The following is a 25,757-nucleotide window of genomic DNA, read 5'->3' as shown; positions in this document are numbered from 1 at the left end:
GGACCCTATTTCGAGAGCGCGCGCTCGACGGCCGCCGCCACGTCCATCGCTTTCTCGGCCAGGTCCTCGGCGACCAGTTCGTCGTCGACCGCGGCCTCGAGCTCGTCGGCGTCGACGATCTCGACCGTCCCGTCGCTCCGCCGGATGACGTCGACATAGAGATCGACGTACCGTACGGTATCGGGGAACAGCTCGATCGGCGTACAGACGTTGACGTAGGTCCCCTTCGGCGTGCCGTCGGCGGCTTTGTACGTCGTCGGATACCACCAGCGCCCCTCGCGGAACTTCGTCACGGCCACGTCGCCCGCCTCTTTTGGCACGCCGAGCGCGTCGTAGCTGCCGCCCGCGCTCATGGCGCGCTCGAGGGTTACCTTCCCGTCGGGGTCCCAGTCGGTGACCTCGCCGCGGCCCAGCGAGACGAGTCGGCCGTCGGGTTTGCCGTGGCCGATCTCGAGGCGGTCGCCCCTGGTCGGGCCGAACTGACGCGCGACCGCGGCGAAGGGGAACTCGTCGCCCTCGACGCCGGTGTCGTCCCCGAGGGAGCCACAGACGGCCTCGGCGAAGTCGACCGCCGCGCTCGCGGCCCGATCGGCCGCCTTCGTCCGGTGGTGGCCCGGCATGGTCGCCGCCACCTGCCGTCGAGCGCCGTCCAGCGCGAACCGAGCGTCGCGGCCGAACCAGCACCACGCCGTCGTCCGGGGTGCGGCGAGCAGCCCTGGCTCGCCCGGCTCGGCCGGTGTATCGGCGAGGGCGTCCTCGAGCGCCCGCGCTCGTGTCGCGGCGTCTTCGAGGGCGGTGCCCATCGCCTCGAGATCCACGTCGGCGGCGGCGCGTTGCCAGCGCAGCCCCCATCCGTCCGGAACGTCGGCGGACAGGAGGTCGGTCATGCCGACGAGTTCCTCCGCGCGGTCGCCGCCCATCGCCGCCGAGACGCCGGTCCGGGCCCGGGAAAGGGTACAGAGCCCGCCTCCGACTTCGAGGGTCGGCCGCACGAGCGGGCGGTCGTCGCCCCACGGCGGGGCGGGCTCGTGAACCTGAACGCGATACCGGTCGCCGCCGTCGACGTACCCGTCGGCGTCGTCGTAGTTGAGGTAGCCACGGCGGCCGTCACCGAGGTCGACGACCGCACCGCTACCGCCGCCGGCCTCGAGCACCGCCGCGTCGAAGACCGCCCCGCGGGGGGTATCGTCGTCCCAACGGAAGGTGTCGATGGCGAGTTCCTCGAGTTCGCCCGCGACCGTCTCGACCGCGTCGGGGTCGCCCGAGACCTCGACGCCCAGCCGATCCCGGGTCGTCTCGATCGAGACGGCGGCCGGCGCGGCGTCGAACGACTGCTCGAACCGCTCCCGGATCGGCTCGGAGGCCTGGACGACCTCGCAGTCGGCCTTGCTCAGGAGGTGGGTGACTGCCGTCGTGTAGATGCCGCGGACTCGAGCCGTCGTCATCGATCCCTCCCTGCGGGTGTACACGCCGTCCGTCGATGTAGGGACCGCTCGAACGCGCCGAGTCCTCGTTCACACATGGGACTCACCGCAGCGTTTCGCGGTCGGCCGCGAACCGAACGCGGTCGTCGATCGTCGGTCCGAGCGAGAGTTCGACGGAGTCCTCCCCCAGGATGCGACCGCCCTCGACGGGCACGCCCCACGTCTCGAATCGGAGCCAGCCGCGCATCTCGTCGGCGTGGGTCGTGATGTCGGCGTAGTCGACCTCGTGTTCGGGATATGCCGCACTCGAGTGTGCCATCTCCATGTCGGAGTAGACGGTGTCGTGCTCGTCAAAGAAGGCCTCGAGCGCCGCCGCGTCCGCGGCGACGGCGTCGACGACCGCCTCGGAGGCGGCCCGGAGGTCGTCGATCTCGAGGCCGACGTCGCGAAGCGCCTGCTGCGTTCGCTGGTCGAAGTGCATGTCCGCCGGTTGGGGCGGGAGGCCTTTGATAATTCCGAGTCCGCGTCGGGTCCCACACGCCGTTTGCGGAGAACGGCGTATCGCGGCAGGTCACTCGACCGATCCGCGGTCGCGCGCTGTCGACCGTCCGATCGATACCGAGAGCGGCCGATCGATGCGTCGTCGCCGAGCGAGACGCGTCGTCCCGATCTCATCGCCGGTTGCCGAACCTATACCGGGCCGGCGGCTCTACACACGGCCATGCAGCGAAGGCGTGACCCGGTCGAACGAGCCGAGGAGCGACGCGACGGCGGGTCGATGGACCTCTACGATATCTCCACGTGGGAACCCCGATCGATACCGGATCTGCTCGCGTACACGCTTTACACCGCGGTCAGCTACGGGTTTCGGGCGATCGTCCTGTTGACCGCGGTCGCGATCACGCTCTCCCTGCTCGTCTCCCCCGCCGCGCTCGTCCTCGAGGACCCGTTCATCGGACTCTTCTTCGCGCTGTCCGTCGTCCCCGCGGGACTGCTCGCAGCGTACATCTGGTACGCCGATATCACGACGAGCGAACCGCTCCCGCTGCTCGTCGCGACCTTTCTGCTCGGTGTGCTCTTCGCGACGTTCGCCGCCGTCGTCAACTCACTCAGTCAGGCGGTGCTCGGGATCGGCAGCGGCGTCCTCTTTTTCTACCTGATCGTCGGTCCGATCGAGGAGACGGTCAAGCTGCTCGCCGTCCAGGTGTTCGCCTACCGGAGCACCAGCTTCAACGCGGTCATCGACGGAGCGGTCTACGGTGCCGTCGCAGGACTTGGCTTTGCGGCCATCGAGAACGCGATCTACATCGGCCGCGTCGTCGGTGAAGCCGATCCGGAGGCGGGTATCGTCGTCACTGCCGGCGGCATCGCGACGGTTCGCGCCCTGGCCGGCCCCGGCCACGTCATCTATTCCGCGATCGCGGGCTACTACCTCGGGCTGGCGAAGTTCAACCGCGACTACTTCTGGCCGATCGTCCTCAAGGGACTGCTCGTCGCCGCCTTCGTCCACGGGACGTACAACGTCACGGTCGGCATCGTGCCCGACATCCTCACCGAGTTCCTCCCGCTCGGCTACGGACTGGCGTTCGTGAGCTACGTGGTGTTATACGACCTCACGATCGGTTACTATCTCTACCGCAAGCTCGCTCGGTACCGCCGGACCTATCAGACGGTTACGAGCGGTGCCGACGGCGGCGTGCGACCGGAGCTGACCGAGTTCGAACCGCCACAGCGCTGACCGTCCCGTTCCGGTCTCGACTCGAGGCCGATGCAGATGCCACGATCCGCCAGTCGGTCGACGACCCACGGCCGACATCGCAGGAAAGAGCCCCCGGCCGTCAGTCGAACCGGGCCTCGAGCAGCCGTTCGACGTACTTCGCGAGCACGTCGACCTCGAGATGAACCGGATCGCCGGGCTCCGTGTCGGCGAGCGTCGTCAGTTCGTAGGTCGTCGGAACGATGGCGACGGTGACCCGGCCGCGCTCCGCGTCCAGTTCCGCGACAGTCAGGCTGATCCCGTCGAGCGTGATCGAGCCCTTCTCGACGACGTACCGGTCGTACGTCGCGGGCAATTCGAACTCGAAGAACCAGTCTTCCGCGACCGATTCGACGTTCGTCACGGTGGCGACCGCGTCGACGTGGCCCTGCACGACGTGGCCGTCGAACCGGCCGTCGGCCGGCATCGCCCGCTCGAGGTTGACCGACGCACCCGGATCGAGGTCGCCCAGATAGGTCCGCTCGACGGTCTCCGTCGCGAGAAACACCTCGAACCACTCGTCCTCGGCGAACTGCTCGACCGTGAGACACGCGCCGCTGACGCTGATACTCTGGCCGTGTGCGAGCCCCGTCGCGACCTCGTCGGCTCCGATCCGCAGCCGGAGGCCGTCATCGGTTCGCTCTCGAGCGACGATCTCGCCGGTCTCCTCGACGATCCCCGTGAACATATCCGAACCTGACGCGCGACGAGGCAAAGCCGTTCCGGGTCCGGCTCCGGCAGCGGCTCGACTCAGGCCGACACGCCGCCGCGTTTTTACCGGTCGCCGCGCTATCTCGGTCCAATGGCCGGTATTATCGATACGATCAAACTCGCGGGTACCCTCGTTCTCGCGCTCCCCGCGGCGATCGCCGGGCTCGACCTCGCGCTCGTTCGCGGACAGACGGCGTTCGGCATGGCGCTCGTCGGACTCGCGATCGGACTCGTCGTCATCCAGCACACGCTGACCATGCCCACCGACGTTCCCGAACTCCTGGCAAAACGGGTCGTCGGCACGGTCGCGAAAGAGCCGGAATCAGAGCCGGACGACGACGGATAGCGCCGTTAGTCGAGCAGTGCGGTCGGCTCGAGCGATTGCGACGGCGCGGCGAGCCAGTCGGGTCGTTCGCCGGCCTCGTGGACCGCCAGTACGTCGGCGATCCGGACCCGAACGTCCGCGTCGACGTGCCCGGCCACGTCGAGTCGCACCACGGTTCCGGGGCCGACGTCGCTGCCGCCCGCGAGCGGCCGCTCGCGGGGCTCGAGCCCGACGCCCGAGACGTCGGTTTCGATCGCGTCCCCCTCGGTGAAGCCGAACGATCGGACCTCCGCCTCGAGATCGGCCGCGACGGCGGTCACCGACTCCGTCCCGGCGGTCAGCATCGACCGCGCCGACCGGAACGACTGGGTGACGGCGACGTGGACCCGACGTTCGCGGCCGCCGTCGCCGTCGACGACGAGCGTCCGAACGAGGCCGCCGTAGTAGCCCGCCGGGTCGCGAGGAGCGGCCTCGAGAACGATCGGCTCGCCCGGCCGGAGGGGATCGTCGGTCCCTGCATCGGACCCGGGATCGACGGCGGTGTTACCGGCCGGAAACGCACCCGCGCCGACGATCGCCGCGTCGATGGCGGTCCGAAGTCGGGCGGGCGTCAGCGGCTCGCTCCCGGTCCCGTCTCCATCGGCGACCGCGAGTCGTCCGTCGACGACCGTCGCGTCGGCGAGGAGCGACGCCGCTCGCCGAATCCCGGCACTCGCCGCCCGCTGGGCGGCCGCGATCCGCGCCCGTTCGCCGTCCGTCTTCGTCGCTCGCGCCCGCTCGAGGGCGTCCGTCGACGCGAGGTCGAACCCCGCCCCTTCGAGATAGAGTGCGGCGTCGTGTGGGACCCGCGGCGGGGTCACAACCGTGCCCTCGAGACCGCGGTCGGCGAGTGCCGACGCGAGTCGCTCGGCGGGATGCCCGCTCGCGTCGTCGGCCGCCGATCGGACGAGCCACTCGTTTTCGATCCCGTCGTACGCGATCGCGGTAGGGCCGGTCGTCGGCGTCGGACAAGCGTATCGAATCCCCGGCTCGCGGTCGGTCCCGGCGTGGACGAACGCGGTCGCATCGCGGTCCGCGAGGGCGGCCGACACGACCCCGGCCGCGTGGTCGCGTCGCTCACGGGCGGCCGACCCGTCGCCGGCTCGGTCGGTCCCGTCGTCGTTCCTACCAGTCACGGCGCTTCGGCTTCGGGCTCGACCTCGTCTGCCTCCGCGTCGGGGACGGGTTCCTGGGCCTGCTCGATCAGTTCCTCGAGCGTGGAGTCGGTCAACTGGTTCCTGAGCAGGACGTCGATCGGCAGCGTCGGTGCGCCGTCGACGAGGTTCTCGAGCAAGACGAGTCGTTCGCGAGCCCGGGACATGCCGACGTAGAACACCCGACGTTCGTTGTCGGTCAACACCGGAACCGGCGAGGTGGTCTTGGTGAACTCCTCGCAGCCGGGCACGTCCTCGGGGTCGTCGACGGTGGCGACCATCTGCTCGACGACCTTTTCGGTGAGGTCCGTCCCGACGAGGACGTGGTCGGCTTCGCGACCCTTCGCGGAGTGGATCGTGCCGACGCGGACGCGGTCGGTATCCATCCCCTGATACTCGCCGATGGCGAAGTACGACCGGACGCTTTTCTTCTGGAAGTTGGTGACTTTCCGAAGCATGTCGGCCGCCGAATCGGGACCGGGCATGAACGGGGCGTGGTCCTCGACGACCTCGGCGGGGATCATGAGATCCTCGAGGTCCTCGATGCCCGCGTCCTCCTGTCGTTCGTCGATCTCGTCGAAGAGATCGTCGCGTTCCTCGGTCCCGAAGGCCGACTCCTGCAGCATGTCGGCGAGTCGGCGAGCCTGCAGGCCGGTGACGTCCTCGCCGGCGTCGATGGCCTCGACCGCGCGGACGTACTGCGTGAGTCGATCGGTCCACATCCGCTGGTCGGTCAGCGACGTGAACGGAACGCCCTCGGTGATGAACTCGTCGATGAACTGGAACATCTGGTATCGGGCCCGGAACAACACCATCACGGTGCCGTCGCCCTCGACGAGGGTGCGCCGGACCATCCGGACTACGTCGAGCATCGATCCGTTCGTGCGAGCCTCGACGGAGCCGCCTTCGGTGCGGGGCTTGAGGTCCTTGTCCTGACGCTGGTCGATGTGGCGGATCTCCTTGTTGACCGCGTTGAGCACGTTCGACGGGAGCCGATAGGAGTTCGGCAGGATGACGTCCTCGTCGACCTCCTCGTCGAGGAGCAGCGCCGGGTCGGCACCTTGCCAGGAGTAGACGACCTGGTCGTCGTCGCCGGCGATCAGGACCTGTTCCATGTGGGGTTTCCACTCCTCGTAGACGTCGTACTGGAGCGTGGTGATGTCCTGAAACTCGTCGATCACCAGGTAGTCGACGTTCGGGAGCAGCGAGCGCTGCTCGACTCGCTCGAGCATGTCCGCGAAGCCGATCTTGCCGTGCTCACCCTTGTAAGAACGCCACGCACGGATAGCTTCGGGGACGTCGATCCGGTCGTCGTCGCTGGGCCAGGTCGGCGTGTACTTGTTGCCCTCCTGGGCGTTGGGGTCGATTTCCGGCGGGAGACGGACCTCCTCTTCGTCCCACTGGAAGGGAACGTCGTACCAGTCCGAAACATCGCGGCTGGTCCGCTGGAGCCACTGGCTCGTCGCGATGACCTTGTTACCGATGGTCGTCGATCGGGCGGTCCGGCGGCCAGCACCCGAGTACTCGTCCTCGTACTCGATGCCGTACTCCTCGCAGAACTCCTCTTTGTCCGACTCGCCGATGACGTCGCTTCGAGAGAGATCGAGCAGCTCGTAGGCCTTCGCGTGCATCGTACAGACGTTGCCCTGCAGCGCACGCGGGCTTTCATCGAGTCGTTCGGCGAGGCGTTCCCGCACCTCCTGGGCCGCCGCTCGCGTATACGAGACGACGAGAATATCCCGAAAGGTGACGCCGTCCTGCTCGAGGATTTCCTCGACGTGGTCCAGAAGGGCAGTCGTCTTGCCGCTTCCCGGACCACCGAACAGGCGGGTAACCGTCGTGTCCGTCGTAGTCATTGTAGCTGAACAGGAGCGCGACACCCATAAGTGACGTGGGTTTTCGTCGACAGAAACCAGTGGTCAGGGATCGCGTGGAGAGCGGGCGTCTCTGATGTTCGCGCCGTCGCGAATCTTGTCCTGGCAGTCCGGACAAACGCGCGGTTCGTCGACATCGCGGGGGGTGAAGACCCGGGCGTACGCGTCCGTAACGAACGCGCCGCAGTTCTGGCATTCCGGCATCGTTCTTCTCAGTCGGATATGGTCAGTAATGCATTATAATTGTGTCGGATCAAGAACGATAATAACTGCTCGAGGACGCTGAGAAATCGCCCAATGCGGAGCGGAAAACGAGGTTTCGGCGGCCGAGAGGAGCGTCCGGTCGCTGTCGGTCAGGGCGCGGGCTCCCACCCGCAGACGGTACAGGAACTGGCCGACGTATCGTGGAGGCCGCCGCAATCGGGGCACTGCTTCTTGTTATACTCCTGCTCCCACCCTACTCGTTCGACCGAGTGACCGCGATCGGACAGGAATTGATCGATGACGTCGTCACCGGCATCCGTGGGTGAGGTTGCCATATGTATGTGAACACGAACCACAGTATTAAATCGTTGGGTCGATGAAGATCCTGCCTCCTTTCCGCACTCACGTGTCCTTCCGACGGTCACGGTACCGTTCTGCCGCCGTATCGCCCCGGCGAGCCCGTCCACCGACGGTTCGACCCGCGGACTTTTCTCGCTCTCGCGCAAACGGGATGATATGAGCGACCTGCGCCTGAACGCGACCCAACTCGACCGCTACTCGAGACACGTCATCATGGACGAGATCGGTCCGGACGGCCAGCAACGGCTGCTCGAGAGCGCCGTCCTGGTCGTCGGCGCGGGTGGCCTCGGCTCGCCGGCGATCCAGTACCTCGCCGCGGCCGGCGTCGGCCAGTTGGGAATCGTCGACGACGACGTCGTCGAGCGCTCGAACCTGCAACGACAGATCGTCCACGGCGACGCCGACGTCGGCCGGCCGAAAGTCGAGAGCGCAGCCGACTACGTCGCGGCCCTGAACCCGGATCTCGACGTCGACACACACGACACCCGCGTTACGGCCGACACCGTCGCCGACCTCGTCGCCGGGTACGACATCGTCCTCGATGCCAGCGACAACTTCGCCACCCGCTACCTGCTCAACGATCACTGCGTCCTCACCGAGACGCCGCTGTTCCACGGCGCGATCTACCGCTTCGAGGGCCAGCTGACGTCCTTTACGAACGAGCGCGGCGGCGACGAGCCGCGGCCGTGTTACCGGTGTGTCTTCCCCGAAGCGCCCGAGCCCGGCACCGTCCCCGACTGCGCGACGACGGGGGTACTGGGCGTCCTCCCCGGAACCGTCGGCTGTATCCAGGCCACGGAGGCGGTCAAGTACCTGCTCGGGAAGGGGGACCTGCTCGAGGGGCGACTCCTCATGTACGACGCGATGGACATGAGCTTCGAGGAGGTTCCCATACGGCCGAACCCGTCGTGTCCCGTATGCGGCGACGATCCCGAGATCGAATCCGTCGGCGACGTGGCCTACGAGGGGACCTGCGGGATCTCGGCCGACTGAGCGGCGGTGAGACGACCGGTCTCGAGACGCTGGCTGCGCGCTGGGGACAGCTCGCCGACGCGAATACGCAGGGCGGTAACGATGAGGGCGAGGGCATCGTGGTCGCCATTACTACGAGCGATATGGGCGAGCGTTACAAAGACGGCGGAGGAATCGAACCTCAGTAATCTACTGAGACCACCGTACCGCAAAATACTTATGCTCACCTACATTAAAAAATAACCAATGGAAATTGAAAATGGATTGACGAAAGACCCGAAAATGGCTGTATTCTTGCTCGTATTTTCAATCTTTATTATGGCTTCATCAATTCATGTCCAAGGTATTGATGGCATATTAAGTGTGGATGATTTTTGGGAAACGCTCATATTCTTCACTGGGGCAGCATCTGGGCTAATTTCGTTGGTTTCTCTGGTATGGGTTGCTCTGCGTTAGGGACCAGGGCACTGTCTAGTCAACGATTCTGCACCTCCTCGGCAGGCGTCCGGTTGTTGAGCGCCTGGTTTGGTCGCTGGAAATTATAGTAGTAGACGAAGGCGGTGAGCCAGCGCGGGCGCTGGCTCTGCCGCCTATCCACGTCTGATGAAATCGCTCGATCCGCATCGCAAGCGTTTGGAACCACTTTTCGATCAAATTCCGGTCGACGTAGTCGAGGTAATCGCATAGATTGCACCGCACGAGCGCGGTCAAATACCTTACCCCGTCCACAAGAAACGTCGTCTCCGAGAAGCTCGGCGGCTGGGTCCGTTCCTCGCCGTTCTGAGACGACTGTACCGAGCAGCAGCGTCGTCGGCCCCACTCTCGAGGACAATGAAATCACTGCTCACGTCGGTCGCCCCGAGCGAGACGGCGTCGGCCACATCCTGTCCGTGGACATCGCCCGGGAGCGTCCCGGCGATGTTGAAACCGCGGAACGGTGGGTCTTCGAAGTTGACGTATTCGGCCGAGAACGTGCGCTTGCCGTCATCGAACGAAAACAGCACATCGTCGGTGCCGTCAGCGCGCTCGAGGTGTCTCCGGCGACGACCGCGATGGGAGCCGGCGGTCAACGGTTCGGGGGGAAGCGGCGGCCCCGCGAGCGGACGACGGCGTGCAGTTCCTGCGCGCCGGCGACGGCGAGACAGGAGACGAACGCGGTCGTGCCGAGTTTGCCACCCGCGCCGGCGAGCGCAGGCGAGACGGCGAGAAAAACGACGCCACAGAGGAGTCCGGCACCCGCGACGTGCCCTGTGCTTTCTAACCGCTCACCGCTCGACATCCCGACGAACGACGCACAGAAGGCGACGGTGGCCAGCGTCGCCCCCAGTTCCGGGAGCAGCGGCGGGAACGCGACGCCGGCGACGACCCCGACCGCCGCGGAGGCGACGACCGAACTCAGCCCCCCGTGGGTGCGGAGTCCGATCGTCGCGACCGCAGCGACGACGGCGACGGCGACGATCACCGGGGCGAGCCGCCATGCGAGCGATCCCCCGCCGGCGTAGTCGACGTCGGTCAGCGTCGCCGTCGCGATGCAGCCGAAGAGCGCGATCGTCCCGTACTTCCCGCCGAAACCGCCGAACGATTCCGCCGTCGCGACGAACGCGAGGCCGGCGAGCAGCCCCGCCAGCGCGACCCACTCGAGCGACGGGAACAGCGCCGGCGAGGCCATGCCGACGAACGAGCCGCAGTAGGCCGCGCCGTCGACGTGTCGAATCGTGAGGCCGACCGTCAGTCCGACGGCCGCGGAAGCCAGCACCGGGCCGAGGCCGACCGAGACGCTCAGCCAATACGTGCCGACCGCAGCGGCGGCGACCGCAAGCGCGTCGACGGCGTCCGTCCGATCGAAGCCCACCGCCTCGAACTCCCGGAGACGCCGGCGTTCCGTCGCAGCGACGACGGTCCCCGCGAGAACGACCCCGAACTGGACGCTCAACAGCCCGGACGGGGGATCGGTCGGCGCACGAACGGCACCGAGGAGCAACGCGGCGGGCGTCGCCAGCAACGCGAGATAGCCGGCAAGCTGAACCGAACCGTACACACCCGCACTCGTCCGAGGGTGACCGAGAACATTTCGATTCGAAATCCGAGCCGGCCGTTCGATCGGAGTGGTGACGGCGGCGCTAGCAGCGACTGAGACGACGGCTGCGGTCACAGCTCCCGTCCGCGGTCACGGTTACCGCCGCGATCGGGTCAGCTCCGCAACAGCCCGCCGTCGATCGGAATCTCGGCCCCGGTAACGAAACTCGCGTGCGGACTCGAGAGGAAGGCGACGACGTCACCGAGTTCCCGGGGCTCGCCGATGCGGTCCATCGGAATGTCGTCGGCCATCGCCGTCAGTCCCTCCTCGTAGTCGTCGTAGGTCCCGCGCTCGACGCCGGCGTCGATGAGTTCCTCGATTCGGGGCGTCTCGATCGTCCCCGGAAGGACCGCGTTGGCACGGATCTCCGGCGCGAACTCGCGCGACACCGTCTTGACGAGACCGATCACGCCCCGGCGCACGGCGTTCGAGAGGAGCAGGCCGTCAGCGACTTCCCGAACGGTGCGAGAGGTGATGCAGGTGATCGTCCCGTCCTCCGAGTCGAGCAGGTGTTCGTAGGTTTCCTCGAGCGTCCAGACGACGCTCATCACCAGCAGGTCGTAGGCCCGGTACCAGTCCCGCTCGTCGGTCTCGAGGAACGTGGTACTCGGCGGCCCGCCCGAGGAGGTGACCAGGTGATCGAGTCCGCCGAAGGCGTCGACGGTTTCGCCGACGAGATGGGAGACGTCGTCGGGATCGGTGAGGTCGGTTTGGACGGCGAGTACGTCGCCCGTCGCCGTCGCTTCGAGGGCATCGCGGGCGTCCGCGAGTCGCGTCGCATCGCGGCCACAGATCGCGACGTTCGCGCCTTCCTCGGCGAGGGCCTGTGCGCTCGCGAACCCGAGGCCGCTCGAGGAGGCAGTGACCAGTGCGCTGTTACCGGCGAGTTCGAGGTCCATACTCGGAGCGACGGTGGGGGCCTACAAATCACTCGGGGAACCGGAGCGCGATCCAGGTCGGATCGCCATCGACTCCCGCCGTCGTCTTCGTCGCGGGGCTGTTCGAAATCGGATGGGCAGTCGGGTTGCACCACCGATGCCGCCCCTTTGGGTGTGCCCTGCTCAGTCCTGATGTCGGACCCGAACCATGCCCGCCGAGGTCACGCCGACGATCAGGGGCGTCGACACCTGTCGGCCGGTGACCGCCGACCCCGCGGCGTCGCTGACGATCTTCATCAGGTCCGGCGCGGTGTGATCGACCTTGACGCCCGCCTCGTCACAGGCGTCGTAGACCATCTGAGGAACGTCGTAGAGGTCGGTGCCGGCCGAGACGCGGACCCGTACCGGTGCGCGCAGCGCCTCCGCGAACGCGACCGTCTCGCGGGCCTTCGAGACGTTCTCGCGGGCGCTGGATTCGATCGAGGAGACGTTCGCCCGCGAGGTACCGAGCGCATCGGCGATATCCGCCTGGGAGACATCGCGCTCGCGCAAGGCGAGTACCTCCGCCTGTCGGTAGGTCAACACGCTCGTCTCCGGATCGAAGCCGATCTCTTCGAGGAGCGCCTCGACGTCGTCGATCACGGCGACTCGCCTCCCCCGACTCCACAGGCTCGCGTGTCCATAGTGAGACCTAGCTTTCGGCGGGATCAAAGCTTCCCCGGTCTCGGCACTCTCAGTCCGCGCCCTCGAGCGCGAGCGCGCGGCAACTCAGTCGGCCGACTGGCTCGGTGCGACGTACTCGTCGTCGGTCGGCGTCCCGGTCACGGACCGGTGTACCCGTCGGCCCAGCGAACGCACGAAGCGAACGGCGTTCGCGGGGCCGTCGTGGGGGCCGGGCGAGCGGTAGGAAACGATCAGCGACCACATCGTCGCGACGCCGAGGGAACCGAGCGCCGAGAACCGCATGCCCATCGTCGCGTAGGTCATCGCGTAAATCGCGCCGATCGTCATCGACGGGACGCTCGAGCCGAGGGGAACGTTCGCCGTCGCGTCGCGGACCGTCGGCGCGAGGAACACGATCGAGAGGACGCTACCGGCGAGGAATATCAGGTCTTGCCACATCGTGGACTTCCTAACTCGGAGGTGAGTAAATACTTCTCGGTATCGGATCGTGTCTCGGCGGTGATCGGACTGCGAACCCGGATCGAACGGCCCGGAGCGACGCATCGTACGTCAGTACTCGAGGTCCCAGCGTTCCCCGTCGGTCGCGGCCAGTTCCTCCGCAACGCCGTCCGCGAGTCGATACTCGGTGCCCTCGCGAACGACGGTCCCCGCTCGCTCGAGGTGTTCCAGGTGCGCGTAGGACTCGCCGGGCCCGTGGAGGACGTGAATCCCGTCGAGTTCGCCGAACAGGTCGGCGCTGACCGTCCAGGTGTCGCAGGGACCCTTCCGGTCGAGGGCGTCGAGGACCCGCCAGGAGCGTTCCTTGTGGTGCTCGATGATGTGCTTGGCGCGGTCGGCGGGATCGTCGATCGGATCGCGATGCCCCGGCCACGCACGGGCGTAGTCGGCGTCGACGATCCGCTGAAGCGCGCGGAGGTACTTGGCGAGCGGTCGCTCGACGCGTACGTCCGCCCCGCCGACGTTGGGCGTGTAGACGGGCAACAGCGCGTCGCCGGAGAAGACCACCCGTTCGCCGTCGCGGTCCGCCTCGAACATGCTGAGGCCGGCGGCGTGGCCGGACGTATGAACGACCTCGAGTTCGGTGTCATCGACCGGGAACGTGTCGCCGTCCTCGAACGCCGTCACGGTCGGCGTCTCGACCGTCGTCTCGCCGTCGGCCATGAACTCGAGCAGGGCCGCTTGCCGATCGTCGGGCATTCCCCACTCCACGAAGTACTGCTTCTGGCGCTCGTACATCGCATCCCAGGCGTCGTCGTCGCCGGCGACGAGCGGCGCGTCGGCGGCGTGAACGAACACCTCGGCACCGCTCTCGGCCTGAATCTCGCCGGCCAGCCCGCAGTGGTCGTGGTGCCAGTGGGTCAGAAAGATCCGATCGATGTCGGCGAACTCGAGGCCGCGGTCGGAGAAGGCCGCCTCGAGTTGCTCGCGGGTCGTCGCCATCCAGTCACCGGTATCGATCAGTACCGTCTCCGAGCCGTCGGCGAAGAGGTAGGCGTTGTTGTCGCCTTCGAACGCCGAGTTCGAGAGCGAAATGCGTTCCATGCCCCCACGTCTCACTGGAGCCGAGAAAACGTTGTGTAAAGCGGCACGCTGTGAAGCGGGGACGGTCCGCCACCGCCGAAAACGGTCGCAGGGGCGCGCGATCTGTCCACTCGGGGGCCGCGTTACGAGCCCCAGAAGTTATCGCGGCTGCCGAGTCGCTCGCGTTCGGGACCGTCGTCGCCGTCGTTCATTTGCCCTTCGGCGACGGCATCGCCGTCAGCATCCGCGTCGGCGTCCTCGTCTCCGTCCGCCTCTTCACCGTCGTCGGGCTCCATCGGCAGGAGTTCCAGTTCCTCGGCGCGTGCATGGTTGCTGTGGACCCGCGTGATCTCGACTCGTGCACGGGCCTCCGGCAGGACGCCGTCGACCATGACGATAAAGCCGTCCTCGGTGCGTCCGACGCCGGCCCCGCTCTCGTGCATGTCGACGACATCGATGATGACTTCCTCGCCGGACTTGACCGGCTGTGTCTTGAGATCCTCGATCGGCTGGCCGTAGTGGTTACACCACTCCTTGCCACCCCGATCACCGTAGTGCTGACACCCCATACCCGAGATCCGTTCGGAGAACTCCGGGCAGTCGTCGGCGAGTGGACAGTCTGCCATGATCGCCACTACCAGCGGTGGCGTTAAACCGTTTCCGTCTTGGGGATCGAGGCCACGATCGAACGAAACGGTGGTAGCAAACGTCGGAGAAGCGGACAGCAAATATAACGGAAGCGGCAGAATATGCGAAGGCTGGAAACTGAACGGCTTCCACGCGACGGGCGGTTTCGAAAAGATTTACGGTATGGGCGTCGCAGTGACAGACGATGAAAATTCTCGTTACGGTCAAAGAGGTGGCGACCGTCGAAGACGAGTTCGAAATCGAGGGAACCGAAATCGCCGAGCAGTACCTCGGTGCCGATCTCAACGAGTGGGACGACTACGCGATCGAAGAGGCAGTGCAGCTTCAGGAAGACGGCATCGCCGACGAAGTCGTAACGGTCACCATCGGTCCGGAAGACTGTGAACAGACCGTCCGGCAGGCCCTCGCCAAGGGCGCGGACCGTGCCGTTCGCGTCTGGGACGACGCCCTCGAGGACGTCGACCTGCTCGACGTCAACGCCAAGACGGAGATCCTCAGTGCCGTCGTCGAGGCGGAAGACCCCGACCTCGTGCTCTCCGGCGTCCAGGCCGGCGACGACAGCTTCGGCGCGACCGGCGTCTCGGTCGCCGAGAACCTCGGCTTCCAGTGGGGAGCCGTCGTCAACCACCTCGAGCACGACTTCGAGGACGGACTCGCTTCGGTCCGACGCGAACTCGAGGGCGGCGTCGAGGAGCTGACCGACATCGAGCTGCCGGCCGTCCTGACGATCCAGACGGGGATCAACGAGCCGCGCTACGCCAGCCTCCGTGGCATCCGGCAGGCACAGCAGAAACCGCTGGACGTCCAGACGCTGGCCGACATCGGCGTCGACGAGAGCGACATCGAGACCGAACTCGAGCTCACGGACATGTACGAGCCCGAAAGCGAGAGCGACGCGACCTTCTGGGAGGGGAGCCCCGACGAGACCGCCTCGGAGCTGGGTGACCTGCTCCGCGACAAGGGGGTGGCACAATGACGGACGTCCTCGCGGTCGCGGACCACCGACGCGGCGAACTGCGCGACGTCAGCTACGAGAGTATTACGGCCGGCCGTCAGCTCGCCGACGAAACCGGCGGCGACCTCCACATCGCGGTCATCAGCGGCACCGTCGACGACTTCGCCGCCAAACTCAACCGCGACGGCGTCGACACGATCCACACCGTCTCCCACGGTGAGGAGTTCAACCACGACGTCTACAGTCAGGCAATCACACAGCTCTACGACGAACTCGCACCGCAGTACGTGCTGACGCCGAACAGCGTCAACGGGCTCGACTACGCGCCCGCGATCGCCAACGAACTCGACCTGCCGGTCGTCACCGACACGGTCGACCTCGACAACGACGGCGAGACGCTCGTCGCGACGCGGGAAATGTACGGCGGGAAAGTCGAGACGACGACCGAACTCGAGGGCGACGCCGTGATCACGATCCGCGGTGCCGAGTGGCCCGCCGCGGAGGGGACCGGCGACGCCACGATCGAGGCCTTCGACGCGGACATCGACGAGGACGCGATCGGATCGACCGTCAACGGCTTCGAGGAAGTCGGTGGCGGCGATGTCGATATCAGCGAAGCCGACCTACTCGTCTCGGTCGGCCGCGGGATCGAGGAGGAAGAGAACCTCGATCTGATCCGCGATCTGGCGGACGCGCTCGGCGCGACGCTGTCCTCGTCCCGTCCGATCGTCGACAACGGCTGGCTGCCCAAGAACCGGCAGGTCGGCCAGTCCGGGAAAGTCGTTACGCCCGACGTCTATATCGCGATCGGGATCTCCGGCGCGGTCCAGCACGTCGCCGGCATGAAAGGTTCCGACACGATCGTCGCGATCAACACGGACCCCAACGCGCCGATCATGGACATCGCCGACTACGCGATCGTCGACGACCTCTTCGACGTCGTGCCGGAACTCATCGACGAGTTCGACGGATAAGCGGGCGAACCGCGATCGAACCGAGGGGGAGCGGCTTTTCCGTCCGGATTTTTGTGCGAACGGTCGCGAACCGGGTGAGCGACTCGAGCGGAAACAGGCGGTTGCACGTCGTGCCGGCATTCTCCGACGAGCACAACGGGGAAGCGATAGCGTTCCGGCCGAACGGAATCACGGCGCTGCGCGCGCGGTGAAACGAGCAGCCGTTTGGATCGGGATCGCAATTGTGGTGCTGTGCGCCCGCTTTCTGCAACGCGTTCTCGGCGTCGGATGGCTCACGCCACACGATCAGTTCCCGCTCGAGGGTGGCACGGTCGGCTACTGACGGCGATTCCGGGTTCTCGATCGGTGATATCGCCGTTCTATTGATACTCAGCTAACCGTTTCGGTTTGGCAGACAGTACAGTTATATGCTATGAGTTGGATGCGGAGGTATGCCCAGTCGATCGAACCGACGAACACTACTGTCTGGTCTCTGTACCGCTGGTCTCGGCGGCCTTGCCGGCTGTCTCAGTTCGGTACCCGGACTCGACTCGAACGATGCCGAGTCCGGGACCGACGTTGGTGGTACCGACCGGACGCTCAAACTCGGTATCATGCAACCCCTGACCGGCCGTCTCGAGTCGCTCGGGAAACCGATGCGAAACGCCGCGGAACTCCCGATCAAACAGGTACGGGACGACGTATCGCTCGACATCGATTCCAGCGTCGTCGACACGGAAACGTCCCCGTCAGCGGGCGTTCAAAGTGCTTTCACGCTCGCCAACGAGGGGTACCCGATGGTCAACGGTCCGGCGGCGGCCGACGTGACGCTGCAGGCGACCCAGCAGGTGCTCATTCCGTACCGGACCGTCTGCTGTTCGCCCAGCGCGACGTCGCCGACGATCACGTCGCTCAACGACGCCGGGCTCGTCTTCCGGACCGCACTGTCGGACCGGCTGCAGGCGCTCGTCCTGGCCCAGAAGGCGGCGAACGACCTCGGCCACGACAGCGCCGGAATCCTCTACGAGAACAACGACTACGGGTGGCAGTTGGCCCAGGCGTTCACGCGGTCGTTCCAGCGGACACACGGCGGCACGGTCACGTCGCAGGTCCCGCTGAAAGGCGACTCGAGTTCCTACGACGCGGCCATCGAGCGAGCCAGAACGGACGATCCAGATCTGTTGCTCGTGATCGGCTATCCGAAGACCGGCGGCCAGGTACTCACTGACCTCGGTGCCGACGCTCCGGAGGATATCCTCGTTACCGACGGGATGCAGGAGGGGAGCCTCCACGACGAGATCGACTACTCGCTCGACGGCATCCGCGGCACCGCACCGCTGGTCAACGGGCCGGGTAATCAGACGTTCACGGAGCTATTCAAGAGCAAGTACGACACCGAACCGGGGGCCTTCACGCCCCAGTCGTACGACGCGAGCGCCGTCTTGCTGCTCGCGAACGCCTACGCCGGGCAAAACGACGGCCAGGCGATCGGCAGCGCCATGCCGGTTGTCACGACCGGAGACGGCAAGGAGATCACCCCGGACAATCTCGCGGAGGGAATCGAACTCGCGGCCAAGGGCGAGGCCGTCACGTATCAGGGGGCGTCCGGCTCGGTTAACTTCGACGAGAACGGCGATGTGACCGACGGCGTCATCCAGTACTGGGAGTTCGACGAAAGTGCTTCCGGCGGAATCGCCGAAATAGAACGGGTGAGTCCATAATGGTGTCGCTCGCATCGCTGGTTCCGTCGTTCATCAGGCGGCGGTACCTCCTGAAGTTCGTGGTCTCGATCCTGGCGGTCGTGCTCGTGATCGGGAGCGTCGGGGCGGTTAGCCATATCCAGATCAACGACACGGTCCGGACGGACTCGAACGAACAGCTCGAGTCGACTGCCGAAACGCACGCGGATACGATCAGCAACTGGGTCGAGTCGATGCGCGTTCAGACCCGAACGGCGTCCGATTCGTCAGTCCTTCGGGAGGGCGATCCGCAGGCGGTCCAGGGCAAACTCGTCGAAGAGCAGGCTCGGATGGACGTCGACGTCCGTGCCATCCACTACGTCGACACTGAGAACAACGAGATCGTCACGAGCACGGATGCGTCCTACCGCGGCAAGTCGTTCGCCGATATGGCGGAACCGTGGGCCACGGACGGCTTCGACGACAACCTCGGACTCGACGAGTCCGTCTGGCACTCCCAGTCGGCCTACAAGTCGCCGAGCCTCGAGGATCAGGTGATGGCCTTCGCCAGTCCGGTCACCGACCGCGACGATCGGGCCGTCGTCATCGTCGGCGCCCTCGAGTATCAGGTCGACCAACTCCACGAGGAGAACACGTCCGCCTCGACGGCCATCATCGGCGGCGACGGTGCAACCGTCTTCAAGGCCGACTCGGCGTCGTTCGACGCCGACGCGGTCGACAGTGGGGCGATCGAGGCTGCCCTCGGCGGTCGGATGACGCTCAACCAGGACGGTGATGTCGTCCGATCGTACGTCCCCGTGGGTAACACCCAGTGGGTCGCCGTCACGAGCGTCCCAGCGGAGCAAGCCTACGGCGTCGCGAAGGACGTCAGGACCAACGTCATCACGATGATACTCGCGAGCCTCATCGCGCTCGGTGCCGTCGGCGTCGTCCTCGGGCGACAGACCGTCGTCCCGCTGACTCGGCTCCGCGACCGGACGGCCGAGATGGAAGAGGGCAACCTCGACGTCGATCTCGAGACGAACCGCGTCGACGAGATCGGCCGGCTGTACGACGGCTTCGACAGCATGCGTACCTCGTTGCGAAACCAGATCGAGGCGGCCGAGGTCGCCCGCAGGGAGGCGGAAGCGGCCCGCGAGGAGACCGAATCGATGAACCGCCACCTCGAGACCAAAGCCGAGGAGTTCAGCAGCGTGATGGACGAGTGTGCCGACGGCGACCTGACCCAGCGGCTCGATCCCGAGAGCGAGAGCGAAGCGATGACCGACATCGCGGTCGCGTTCAACGAGATGCTCGAGGAACTCGAGGAGACGACGGCCAACGTCAAGGCCTTCGCCGACGAGGTGGCGGCGGCCAGCGAACAGGTGACCGCCAGTTCCGAGGAGGTTCGCTCGGCATCACAGCAGGTTTCCGATTCGATTCAGTCGATTTCGGACGGTGCGGACCGCCAGAACCAGAACCTGCAGTCGGTCAACCAGGAGATGAGCGACCTGTCGACGACGACGGAGGAGATCGCAGCCTCCTCGAACAACGTCGCCGACCTCGCGGAGCAGACGGCCGAAACGGGACGGCTCGGCCGCCAAGCGGCACAGGAGGCGATCGACGGAATGCACGTAATCGAATCGGAGTCGACCGAGGCCGTCGATGCGATCCAGGACCTCGAAGAGGAGATGGCGCAGGTCGACGAACTCGTCGAGTTCATCTCCGACGTCGCCCGCGAAACGAACATGCTCGCCCTGAACGCGAACATCGAAGCCTCGCGGGGCGACAGCGGTGAGGACGGCTCCGGGTTCGGTGCCGTCGCCACGCAGGTCAAGGAGTTGGCCGCGGACACGAAATCGACCGCCGAGGACATCGAAAAGCGATTAGAGCGGATCGACGAACAGACGAGCGAAACGGCGACCGAGGTCCAGCGCACCGCAGAGCGGATCTCGGAACACGTCGGCTCCGTCGAAAACGCCGCGGAGGCGCTCGACGAGATCGCCCACTACGCCGATCGGACCAACGACGGCGTACAGGAGATTTCCGCGGCGACCGAGGAACAGGCGGCCTCGACGCAGGAAGTCGTCGCCATGGTCTCGTCGGCGACGAACATCTCCGAGTCGACCGCGGCAGAATCCCAGCGCGTCGCGGCGGCTGCCGAAGAGCAGACCTCCGCCCTCTCGGAAGTGTCCGAGAGCGCGAGTTCGCTCGCCGATCAGGCGGCACACCTGAGCGAGACGCTCGATCACTTCGAAACCGACCGCGAGGAAGACGTCTCCATCGATGAGTACGAGTCCGACCACGAGATGTCCTTCGAGTTCGAGGAGACGGACATCGACGGCGACGACATAGTTGAGCACCGTGACGGGAACCCCGACGCGGTGGCCGAGACTGAAACCGAGTCCGAACCCGGCAACCGAGCATCGACGGAGGCCACGCGGGGCGTGACCGACGCGGGAGACGGAAGCGATGCCGGCGAAGGCGGAGCGGACGAGACGGAAACCGGGTCCGAGTCGGACGCCGACGACGCGGACGCTGACGGGTCGTCGGACGACGAGTTCACCTTCAATCGATTCGACGACGACGAGTAGGTCCGAATCGACGGTCGAACCGTCACGTACTTTTCACCGCCGTCCTAAGCGCGGGTGATGGAACTGCTGGAGCGCCGACGGGCGCTGATCGAGGAGCGTCTCGTCGAGGTAGTCGAGGGGGTCGAACCCGAGACGCTCAGCGACGAACTGCGCCACGTTGCGCTCTCGGGCGGCAAGCGCGTCCGACCGATGATAACGCTGCTGGCCTGTGAGACGGTCGGCGGGCGGGCCGAGGACGCCGTCGAGTTCGGCGTCGGTATCGAACTCGTCCACAGCGCCTCGCTCGTCGTCGACGACATCATCGACCGCTCGGAACTGCGACGCGGAACGACCAGCGCCTGGGCCGAGTTCGGCCACGGGCCGGCGATCATTACAAGCGACGGACTGTTAGGCGAGGCGTTCGCCCTCTTTTCCGCGAGTCCGGACGCGACGCGCGTCGTCGCCGAAGCGATGGTCGAACTCGGTGTCGGCGAGGCGACCGAACTGTCGGCCGAGCCCACCAACGAAGACGAGTACATGACGTTGGCCCGTCGAAAAACCGGTGCGCTGTTCCGGGCCGCGGCCGAACTCGGGGCGATCGCCGCCGACTCCGATCCCGTCACCGTCGAGGCGCTCGGCGAGTACGCCGAGCGGGTCGGGGTCGCCTTCCAGATCAGGGACGACGTCTTAGACGCCGTCGCCGATCCCGACGAGCTCGGCAAGCCGACCGGCCACGACGCCGCCTTGGAGCGCCCGTCGGTCGTTCAGGTGACGGATCTCACGCCCGGCGAGGCGAACGCCCGCGCCCGACAGGAAGCCGACCGGGCGATCGACGCCCTGGATCGGGTCGAGGTCGCCGATCCCGACGCACGACAGTATCTCCTCGATCTCGCCGAATTCGTCGTCGAGCGTGAACGGTAGCTATGTGACGACGGTGGCCGGCTGATCGGCCCCAATCAGCGGATGCTGTTGCCGATCGGTTTCCGGTGCGGCGAACGCGAGCGGACGTTCCGAAACCGATCAGCAGCGCCCCGAGTGACCGTACGGATCAGACGCGCTCGGCCCCGCGCCGTCCGTCGTCCCGATCCGCGTCCGAGAACCGCGACTCCGCGACGGCGAACGTGAGCGTACTCACGATCCCGAGCAGCGTGCCCGCCGTCAGTGACGCCGCGAGATACGTGATCCCGACTCTCTCGAGGAAGAACGCGCTCACCGCGTGGAGGACGACCGCGATCGAGAGCACGTAAAATGGTGCGTTCAGATAGCGCCACTCGAGCGAGCCGGCGATGTACTCGTCGGTGATCTGGCCGAGACTGGTGGTCAGCCCCGCGGCGGCGAACCAGAGGATCGCACCGTTGACCAGTGCCGCGAGCATGACTGGCACTTCGAGGCTCCCCGTAGTCGAATCACGCACCGACTCGAGGGTCTCCATCCCGCTGACGCCGCCGAGGACGAACAGTGCCGCGGCGACGACGTACGCCAGCAACGTCGTACGGCCGGCATACAGCGAGCGGCGGGCGCGTTCGACGGTGGCGTCCAGTCGATCGCCGAGGCACAGTCCGCGAGAGATGAGGTACAAGCCGAGTAACGCAGACGTTGTCCCCAGCACGAACCCGGGCATCTCCAGTACGGAGCCGACCAGTGCGAGCGGGTAGATCAACAGGAGGATTCCGAGGGGAATGAGTACCGTCCCGCGCGTTTCGGGGTCGTCTAACACCTGCTTGATCGTGTAGTACATCGACTCCAGGTTCTGTGCCTGTCGGACGACGACTCGCCGGACGCCGTCGATGGGGACGCGCGAGCGGATGATCGGGATGACGGATTCGTCCTGTGCGCCGTCCGTGACCACGAGGGCAGTGACGTCTTCCGCGGTCGAGAGGCTCGCGAGGACGGTATCGACTTCGTCGCCGACTTCGCGGTTGGCGCTGACGTCGCCCTGATCGTTCCCGGTGACGACGGCGACCTCGACGCTTTCCTCGCGGTCGGCGAGATCGTCGTAGACGTGCAAGCCCTGAAAGATGACGTTGACGTCCGAGTCCTCCGGATCGGCGGTCGCGAGGGCGACGGCCGCCTCTTCGACGGGCTCGCGGCCGATGACCGGGGTCGAAAAGCCGGTCTTGCGGCCGAGATCGTCGTCGAGATCGACACAGAGGACCAACAGCATCGCCTCGTGGTTGCACGCCGCGGTATTTCCCTCTTCTGGACGACGGAATCGACGCCGCCGCGAGCGGGAGGAGTCCGGTTCGTCCGTCGTGAACGCTTTCCCGCCATCCGGCGTCCGAAACCGTACCTGATACGTCGCGCGGTCGCCCTCGCTCGCCGAGGAGAGCAAGCCGCGGACCGCGTCAGCGTACGCGGTCGCTCTCGCGGTCGGCGCGGTGGCTCTCGACGGCGGTTTCGATTCGGGCCGCCAACTCGTCGTACTGGCCGGTTCCCGTCCCTTTCCGGACGTAGTCTGTGACGCCGGCCGAGATCACCTCGTCTGCGATCTCCGCGGACCTGACCCCCGTAAACAGGATAAACGGGACATCGAGGTTCCGGTTCTGCATCGCCGCGAACAACTCGAGGCCGTCCATACCGGGCATATCGTAATCGCTGACGACGCAGTCGATCCCGTGGTCGGGGTCGGTATCGCACTCGCCGTCGACGATCGCCAGCACTTCGCGTCCGGTTTCGGCGGTCGTCACGACGAGATCGTCGTCGCGCCGTTCGAGGACGGTCGCCGTCAACTCGCGGTAGTGGGGGTCGTCGTCGATACAGAGAACGTGAATCCCCGGTGACATTGGATACGGTACGTTCCGTCGCCGTGATATAATAGTGTGTGGCCGCGACTCGACCGTCAGATATCGTCGTTCGGCCCCGCTGATTTCGCACGGCTTTTGAGGCTCGGGCGGATACGTTCCCTCGAATGATCTCGAAGGGCTGTGAGCAGTGCGCGAAAGGTGGGAAAATGGTGCTGTTCGTCTACGGTTACTGCGACCAGCGCGACTGCTTTTACTGCCCGCTCGGCGAGAACCGCAAGAACGTCACCGACGTCTACGCCAACGAACGGCTCGTCGAGAGCGACGACGACGTCCTCACCGAAGCCCACCGGATGGACGCGCTTGGGACGTCGATCACCGGTGGCGAACCCCAGGAGGCCCTCGGCCGGACCTGTCACTACCTCGAGCTCCTCAAAGACGAGTTCGGCGAGGACCACCACACCCACCTCTACACTGGCATCACCGGTGGCCGCGAGAACATGCGGCGGCTCTCGGAGGCCGGCTTGGACGAGATCCGGTTCCACCCGCCCTACGAACAGTGGGGAGACCTTCACGGCACCGAATGGGAGGATATCCTCCACATCGCCCGCGAAGAGGGGCTGACCCCTGCGTTCGAAATCCCCGGCATCCGGGCCGAAGCGGAGTTCCTCGAGTTCCTGGACGAGGGCGCGGCCGAGTTCTGTAACATCAACGAGTTCGAGATGAGCGACGGGAACTACCGCCGGATGCAGGAACAGGGGTACGAACTCAAGGAGGACCACATGAGTGCCGTCGACGGCTCCCGCGAGGAGATCCTCGACGTGATGGGCGACCACGAGCAGGTCTACTTCTGTACCTCCGTCTTCAAGGACGCGGCCCAGCATCGCCGCCGTCTCAAGCGCATGGCCCGCAACATTCGCCGCGAGTTCGACGACGTCACCGACGACGGCACGCTCGTCTACGGCAAGACCCACGCCGATCCCGCGGAGTTCGAAGCCCTCGGCGTCCCCGAGGAGTTTTACACCGTCAAAACCGACCACGTCGAGGTCGCCTGGTGGCTCTTGGAGGAGATGATCGAGGACGGCGATCTCGAGGACGGCGAGATCGTCGAACAGTACCCGACTTACGACGGACAAGTGGTCGAGCGGACGCCCCTCGCCTAAGTACTGCGGGCGTACAGCACGGCCGAACGGCTTTTTCGTGGACGATTCCAGTCGAGCGAACGCCGCTATCGAATCCTCGACGACGGAGCAGCGCGTAGCTCGGGATTGCACCCGATCGCGGACCGACCGGACGGGAACGGTTTTACACAGTATAAGCACCGTCCCGCAATAGCCAACGCAAGAATACGGCCGTTTCAAAGCCTCCCCGTCCCGTTTCCGGGATGAACTGGACGGTGACGCTTAGCGAGGCTGTAATAATCCGCCTTGGGTCGGTACGCCGGAGTACGATGCAATTCCGAACCGTCGCTGTCGTCGCCGTCGCACTGCTCGTGGCACTCTCCGGGTGCAGCGCCCTCGAGGGCTCGCAAGCGGACGGGCCATCGACCGGCTCCGACGCCGAGACGGAACCGCTGAACGGGACCGAGGCGGACGCGGACGAGCGCGACGACATCGAATCCGGCTCCGGCAACGCCGACCCGAACGGAACCGACGACGACACGAACACGGATGCCGGAGATAACACTGCAGACGCGGCGTGGCAGCCGCCCGAGGAACCGAACCGCCCGCTGGAAGACAAACGCGAGGACCGGATTCGGTCCGTCACGTTCGTCGACAAAGAACCCGCAGCGAACGGTGACGGCTACTCGAACTTCACCCTCGAGATCGTCGCCAACACCAGTATGGAATCCGTCGATCCACCGGAGCACGGCGACGTGATCGGAGAACCGTACTTCTTCGTCAAGATCAACGAAGACGAGCAGAAGCTCGTCGAACGGACGGACCAGGTTCGAATGGACGAGAACGGAACGTATCACATCGACGTTCGGCCGGCCGGTCTCGAGGAGTTCGGTGCTGGCCCGCTGACCGTCGAGGTCTTCCTGATGGACGAGGACAAGGATTGGGACGACATCTACGACGCCGTGGGGAGGGAGATCCAGTACGCCCCGGACGGGGGCACCGACGGCTCGAGTTCGACCACCGACGAGTCGGAGCCGAGCGAGAGTGCCACGTCCAACTGAACGGTCACGCACCGACTGCAAGCGGTCGTCGGACCGGGCGTGCAGTG

27 protein-coding genes and 1 pseudogene are annotated in these 25,757 nt (G+C 66.0%); 12 read left to right on the top strand and 16 right to left on the bottom strand.

The window, feature by feature from the left end; genetic code table 11:
- Nucleotides 1–5: 5 nt before the first annotated feature.
- Entirely contained in the window at nt 6–1,445 is a 1,440-nt protein-coding gene (locus ALTAJ2_RS03560; RefSeq protein WP_049900930.1) for a DUF402 domain-containing protein, read from the bottom strand.
- A gap of 82 nt (nt 1,446–1,527) precedes the next feature.
- Nucleotides 1,528–1,905: a DUF7532 family protein gene (locus ALTAJ2_RS03555; RefSeq protein WP_007110641.1), complete on the bottom strand. Its 378-nt coding sequence runs from the start codon at nt 1,903–1,905 to the stop codon at nt 1,528–1,530.
- Nucleotides 1,906–2,145: 240 nt separating this feature from the next.
- Here ALTAJ2_RS03555 and ALTAJ2_RS03550 point away from each other — a divergent pair, with 240 nt between their 5' ends.
- Nucleotides 2,146–3,162 (top strand): PrsW family intramembrane metalloprotease, encoded by a 1,017-nt coding sequence (locus ALTAJ2_RS03550; protein WP_049900933.1) that lies wholly within the window; start codon nt 2,146–2,148, stop codon nt 3,160–3,162.
- A 100-nt stretch (nt 3,163–3,262) separates the two neighbouring features.
- Here the strand turns inward: ALTAJ2_RS03550 and ALTAJ2_RS03545 are convergent, their stop codons facing one another.
- Nucleotides 3,263–3,868 carry a riboflavin synthase gene (locus tag ALTAJ2_RS03545; RefSeq protein ID WP_007110643.1) on the bottom strand — a complete coding sequence of 202 codons (606 nt, stop codon included), beginning with the start codon at nt 3,866–3,868 and terminating at the stop codon, nt 3,263–3,265.
- A 114-nt stretch (nt 3,869–3,982) separates the two neighbouring features.
- Here ALTAJ2_RS03545 and ALTAJ2_RS03540 point away from each other — a divergent pair, with 114 nt between their 5' ends.
- Nucleotides 3,983–4,237 carry a DUF7533 family protein gene (locus tag ALTAJ2_RS03540; protein ID WP_007110644.1) on the top strand — a complete coding sequence of 85 codons (255 nt, stop codon included), beginning with the start codon at nt 3,983–3,985 and terminating at the stop codon, nt 4,235–4,237.
- Between the two features lie 5 nt (nt 4,238–4,242).
- Here the strand turns inward: ALTAJ2_RS03540 and ALTAJ2_RS03535 are convergent, their stop codons facing one another.
- The 4 genes from ALTAJ2_RS03535 to ALTAJ2_RS18460 form a co-directional block, all read right to left on the bottom strand.
- The gene (locus ALTAJ2_RS03535; protein WP_007110645.1) at nt 4,243–5,391 is read right to left on the bottom strand and encodes a M24 family metallopeptidase; all 1,149 of its coding nucleotides are present in this window, start codon (nt 5,389–5,391) and stop codon (nt 4,243–4,245) included.
- A complete protein-coding gene (locus ALTAJ2_RS03530; protein ID WP_007110646.1) occupies nt 5,388–7,265 on the bottom strand; it encodes a UvrD-helicase domain-containing protein in 1,878 nt (625 codons plus the stop codon). Before ALTAJ2_RS03530 ends, ALTAJ2_RS03535 begins: the two co-directional genes overlap by 4 nt.
- A gap of 63 nt (nt 7,266–7,328) precedes the next feature.
- The gene (locus ALTAJ2_RS19555; RefSeq protein ID WP_007110647.1) at nt 7,329–7,487 is read right to left on the bottom strand and encodes a DUF7563 family protein; all 159 of its coding nucleotides are present in this window, start codon (nt 7,485–7,487) and stop codon (nt 7,329–7,331) included.
- A gap of 149 nt (nt 7,488–7,636) precedes the next feature.
- On the bottom strand, nt 7,637–7,822 hold the full coding sequence (locus ALTAJ2_RS18460) for an HVO_0416 family zinc finger protein (RefSeq protein WP_081603398.1): 186 nt from the start codon (nt 7,820–7,822) through the stop codon (nt 7,637–7,639).
- A gap of 181 nt (nt 7,823–8,003) precedes the next feature.
- Between ALTAJ2_RS18460 and ubaA the strand changes: the two genes are divergently transcribed.
- Together ubaA and ALTAJ2_RS19090 are read left to right on the top strand one after the other, a co-directional pair.
- Complete coding sequence (ubaA, locus tag ALTAJ2_RS03525; protein ID WP_007110649.1) at nt 8,004–8,840, top strand: SAMP-activating enzyme E1; 837 nt, start codon at nt 8,004–8,006, stop codon at nt 8,838–8,840.
- Between the two features lie 225 nt (nt 8,841–9,065).
- Nucleotides 9,066–9,275: a hypothetical protein gene (locus tag ALTAJ2_RS19090; protein WP_144240205.1), complete on the top strand. Its 210-nt coding sequence runs from the start codon at nt 9,066–9,068 to the stop codon at nt 9,273–9,275.
- A 19-nt stretch (nt 9,276–9,294) separates the two neighbouring features.
- On the opposite strand, the pseudogene ALTAJ2_RS20015 reads toward ALTAJ2_RS19090, so the two are convergent.
- The 7 genes and pseudogenes from ALTAJ2_RS20015 to ALTAJ2_RS03490 all read right to left on the bottom strand — a co-directional run.
- Nucleotides 9,295–9,630 (bottom strand): annotated as a pseudogene (locus ALTAJ2_RS20015) (IS6 family transposase); the annotation flags it as partial.
- A gap of 255 nt (nt 9,631–9,885) precedes the next feature.
- Nucleotides 9,886–10,857, bottom strand: a complete 972-nt coding sequence (locus tag ALTAJ2_RS03515) for a hypothetical protein (protein WP_007110652.1) — start codon at nt 10,855–10,857, stop codon at nt 9,886–9,888.
- Nucleotides 10,858–11,009: 152 nt separating this feature from the next.
- Complete coding sequence (locus ALTAJ2_RS03510; RefSeq protein ID WP_007110653.1) at nt 11,010–11,795, bottom strand: SDR family oxidoreductase; 786 nt, start codon at nt 11,793–11,795, stop codon at nt 11,010–11,012.
- A gap of 162 nt (nt 11,796–11,957) precedes the next feature.
- Nucleotides 11,958–12,416, bottom strand: a complete 459-nt coding sequence (locus ALTAJ2_RS03505; protein WP_007110654.1) for a Tfx family DNA-binding protein — start codon at nt 12,414–12,416, stop codon at nt 11,958–11,960.
- 126 nt (nt 12,417–12,542) lie between these two features.
- On the bottom strand, nt 12,543–12,896 hold the full coding sequence (locus ALTAJ2_RS03500; RefSeq protein WP_007110655.1) for a hypothetical protein: 354 nt from the start codon (nt 12,894–12,896) through the stop codon (nt 12,543–12,545).
- Nucleotides 12,897–13,007: 111 nt separating this feature from the next.
- Complete coding sequence (locus tag ALTAJ2_RS03495; RefSeq protein ID WP_007110656.1) at nt 13,008–14,000, bottom strand: MBL fold metallo-hydrolase; 993 nt, start codon at nt 13,998–14,000, stop codon at nt 13,008–13,010.
- A gap of 122 nt (nt 14,001–14,122) precedes the next feature.
- Nucleotides 14,123–14,605 carry a TRAM domain-containing protein gene (locus ALTAJ2_RS03490; RefSeq protein ID WP_007110657.1) on the bottom strand — a complete coding sequence of 161 codons (483 nt, stop codon included), beginning with the start codon at nt 14,603–14,605 and terminating at the stop codon, nt 14,123–14,125.
- Nucleotides 14,606–14,811: 206 nt separating this feature from the next.
- On the opposite strand from ALTAJ2_RS03490, the gene ALTAJ2_RS03485 reads away from it, so the two are divergent.
- From ALTAJ2_RS03485 to ALTAJ2_RS03465, 6 genes are all read left to right on the top strand, one after another.
- A complete protein-coding gene (locus ALTAJ2_RS03485) occupies nt 14,812–15,603 on the top strand; it encodes an electron transfer flavoprotein subunit beta/FixA family protein (protein WP_007110658.1) in 792 nt (263 codons plus the stop codon).
- Entirely contained in the window at nt 15,600–16,556 is a 957-nt protein-coding gene (locus tag ALTAJ2_RS03480; RefSeq protein WP_007110659.1) for an electron transfer flavoprotein subunit alpha/FixB family protein, read from the top strand. Before ALTAJ2_RS03485 ends, ALTAJ2_RS03480 begins: the two co-directional genes overlap by 4 nt.
- Before the next feature lie 187 nt (nt 16,557–16,743).
- Nucleotides 16,744–16,878: a hypothetical protein gene (locus tag ALTAJ2_RS20240; protein WP_275574377.1), complete on the top strand. Its 135-nt coding sequence runs from the start codon at nt 16,744–16,746 to the stop codon at nt 16,876–16,878.
- A gap of 109 nt (nt 16,879–16,987) precedes the next feature.
- The gene (locus ALTAJ2_RS03475; RefSeq protein WP_007110660.1) at nt 16,988–18,256 is read left to right on the top strand and encodes an ABC transporter substrate-binding protein; all 1,269 of its coding nucleotides are present in this window, start codon (nt 16,988–16,990) and stop codon (nt 18,254–18,256) included.
- Nucleotides 18,256–20,808, top strand: coding sequence for a methyl-accepting chemotaxis protein (locus tag ALTAJ2_RS03470; protein WP_007110661.1), 2,553 nt, complete (start codon nt 18,256–18,258; stop codon nt 20,806–20,808). Before ALTAJ2_RS03475 ends, ALTAJ2_RS03470 begins: the two co-directional genes overlap by 1 nt.
- A gap of 57 nt (nt 20,809–20,865) precedes the next feature.
- Complete coding sequence (locus ALTAJ2_RS03465; RefSeq protein WP_007110662.1) at nt 20,866–21,708, top strand: polyprenyl synthetase family protein; 843 nt, start codon at nt 20,866–20,868, stop codon at nt 21,706–21,708.
- Between the two features lie 127 nt (nt 21,709–21,835).
- Here the strand turns inward: ALTAJ2_RS03465 and ALTAJ2_RS03460 are convergent, their stop codons facing one another.
- Together ALTAJ2_RS03460 and ALTAJ2_RS03455 are read right to left on the bottom strand one after the other, a co-directional pair.
- Complete coding sequence (locus ALTAJ2_RS03460; protein WP_049901004.1) at nt 21,836–22,951, bottom strand: DUF373 family protein; 1,116 nt, start codon at nt 22,949–22,951, stop codon at nt 21,836–21,838.
- Between the two features lie 181 nt (nt 22,952–23,132).
- Nucleotides 23,133–23,570 (bottom strand): response regulator, encoded by a 438-nt coding sequence (locus ALTAJ2_RS03455; RefSeq protein WP_007110664.1) that lies wholly within the window; start codon nt 23,568–23,570, stop codon nt 23,133–23,135.
- 125 nt (nt 23,571–23,695) lie between these two features.
- Between ALTAJ2_RS03455 and ALTAJ2_RS03450 the strand changes: the two genes are divergently transcribed.
- A complete protein-coding gene (locus ALTAJ2_RS03450) occupies nt 23,696–24,691 on the top strand; it encodes a radical SAM protein (protein ID WP_007110665.1) in 996 nt (331 codons plus the stop codon).
- A gap of 287 nt (nt 24,692–24,978) precedes the next feature.
- Nucleotides 24,979–25,710, top strand: a complete 732-nt coding sequence (locus tag ALTAJ2_RS03445; RefSeq protein WP_007110666.1) for a hypothetical protein — start codon at nt 24,979–24,981, stop codon at nt 25,708–25,710.
- Nucleotides 25,711–25,757 lie beyond the last annotated feature (47 nt).

The organism is Natrinema altunense (assembly GCF_000731985.1).
GTDB lineage: Archaea > Halobacteriota > Halobacteria > Halobacteriales > Natrialbaceae > Natrinema > Natrinema altunense.
The sequence above is the reverse complement of the archived record's forward strand: the minus strand, read 5'-3'. Positions and strand labels throughout refer to the sequence as shown.

Excerpts from the sequence above, each read along its gene's own strand:
- ALTAJ2_RS03510 (WP_007110653.1), bottom strand. The coding sequence starts at position 11,795 with ATGGACCTCGAACTCGCCGGTAACAGCGCACTGGTCACTGCCTCCTCG.
- ALTAJ2_RS03480 (WP_007110659.1), top strand. The coding sequence starts at position 15,600 with ATGACGGACGTCCTCGCGGTCGCGGACCACCGACGCGGCGAACTGCGC.
- ALTAJ2_RS03445 (WP_007110666.1), top strand. The coding sequence starts at position 24,979 with ATGCAATTCCGAACCGTCGCTGTCGTCGCCGTCGCACTGCTCGTGGCA.
- ALTAJ2_RS03485 (WP_007110658.1), top strand. The coding sequence starts at position 14,812 with ATGAAAATTCTCGTTACGGTCAAAGAGGTGGCGACCGTCGAAGACGAG.
- ALTAJ2_RS03555 (WP_007110641.1), bottom strand. The coding sequence starts at position 1,905 with ATGCACTTCGACCAGCGAACGCAGCAGGCGCTTCGCGACGTCGGCCTC.
- ALTAJ2_RS18460 (WP_081603398.1), bottom strand. The coding sequence starts at position 7,822 with ATGGCAACCTCACCCACGGATGCCGGTGACGACGTCATCGATCAATTC.
- ALTAJ2_RS03530 (WP_007110646.1), bottom strand. The coding sequence starts at position 7,265 with ATGACTACGACGGACACGACGGTTACCCGCCTGTTCGGTGGTCCGGGA.
- ALTAJ2_RS19090 (WP_144240205.1), top strand. The coding sequence starts at position 9,066 with ATGGAAATTGAAAATGGATTGACGAAAGACCCGAAAATGGCTGTATTC.
- ALTAJ2_RS03470 (WP_007110661.1), top strand. The coding sequence starts at position 18,256 with ATGGTGTCGCTCGCATCGCTGGTTCCGTCGTTCATCAGGCGGCGGTAC.
- ALTAJ2_RS03540 (WP_007110644.1), top strand. The coding sequence starts at position 3,983 with ATGGCCGGTATTATCGATACGATCAAACTCGCGGGTACCCTCGTTCTC.
- ubaA (WP_007110649.1), top strand. The coding sequence starts at position 8,004 with ATGAGCGACCTGCGCCTGAACGCGACCCAACTCGACCGCTACTCGAGA.
- ALTAJ2_RS03455 (WP_007110664.1), bottom strand. The coding sequence starts at position 23,570 with ATGTCACCGGGGATTCACGTTCTCTGTATCGACGACGACCCCCACTAC.
- ALTAJ2_RS03465 (WP_007110662.1), top strand. The coding sequence starts at position 20,866 with ATGGAACTGCTGGAGCGCCGACGGGCGCTGATCGAGGAGCGTCTCGTC.
- ALTAJ2_RS03490 (WP_007110657.1), bottom strand. The coding sequence starts at position 14,605 with ATGGCAGACTGTCCACTCGCCGACGACTGCCCGGAGTTCTCCGAACGG.
- ALTAJ2_RS03560 (WP_049900930.1), bottom strand. The coding sequence starts at position 1,445 with ATGACGACGGCTCGAGTCCGCGGCATCTACACGACGGCAGTCACCCAC.
- ALTAJ2_RS03500 (WP_007110655.1), bottom strand. The coding sequence starts at position 12,896 with ATGTGGCAAGACCTGATATTCCTCGCCGGTAGCGTCCTCTCGATCGTG.
- ALTAJ2_RS03460 (WP_049901004.1), bottom strand. The coding sequence starts at position 22,951 with ATGCTGTTGGTCCTCTGTGTCGATCTCGACGACGATCTCGGCCGCAAG.
- ALTAJ2_RS19555 (WP_007110647.1), bottom strand. The coding sequence starts at position 7,487 with ATGCCGGAATGCCAGAACTGCGGCGCGTTCGTTACGGACGCGTACGCC.
- ALTAJ2_RS03450 (WP_007110665.1), top strand. The coding sequence starts at position 23,696 with ATGATCTCGAAGGGCTGTGAGCAGTGCGCGAAAGGTGGGAAAATGGTG.
- ALTAJ2_RS03495 (WP_007110656.1), bottom strand. The coding sequence starts at position 14,000 with ATGGAACGCATTTCGCTCTCGAACTCGGCGTTCGAAGGCGACAACAAC.
- ALTAJ2_RS03475 (WP_007110660.1), top strand. The coding sequence starts at position 16,988 with ATGCCCAGTCGATCGAACCGACGAACACTACTGTCTGGTCTCTGTACC.
- ALTAJ2_RS03545 (WP_007110643.1), bottom strand. The coding sequence starts at position 3,868 with ATGTTCACGGGGATCGTCGAGGAGACCGGCGAGATCGTCGCTCGAGAG.
- ALTAJ2_RS03550 (WP_049900933.1), top strand. The coding sequence starts at position 2,146 with ATGCAGCGAAGGCGTGACCCGGTCGAACGAGCCGAGGAGCGACGCGAC.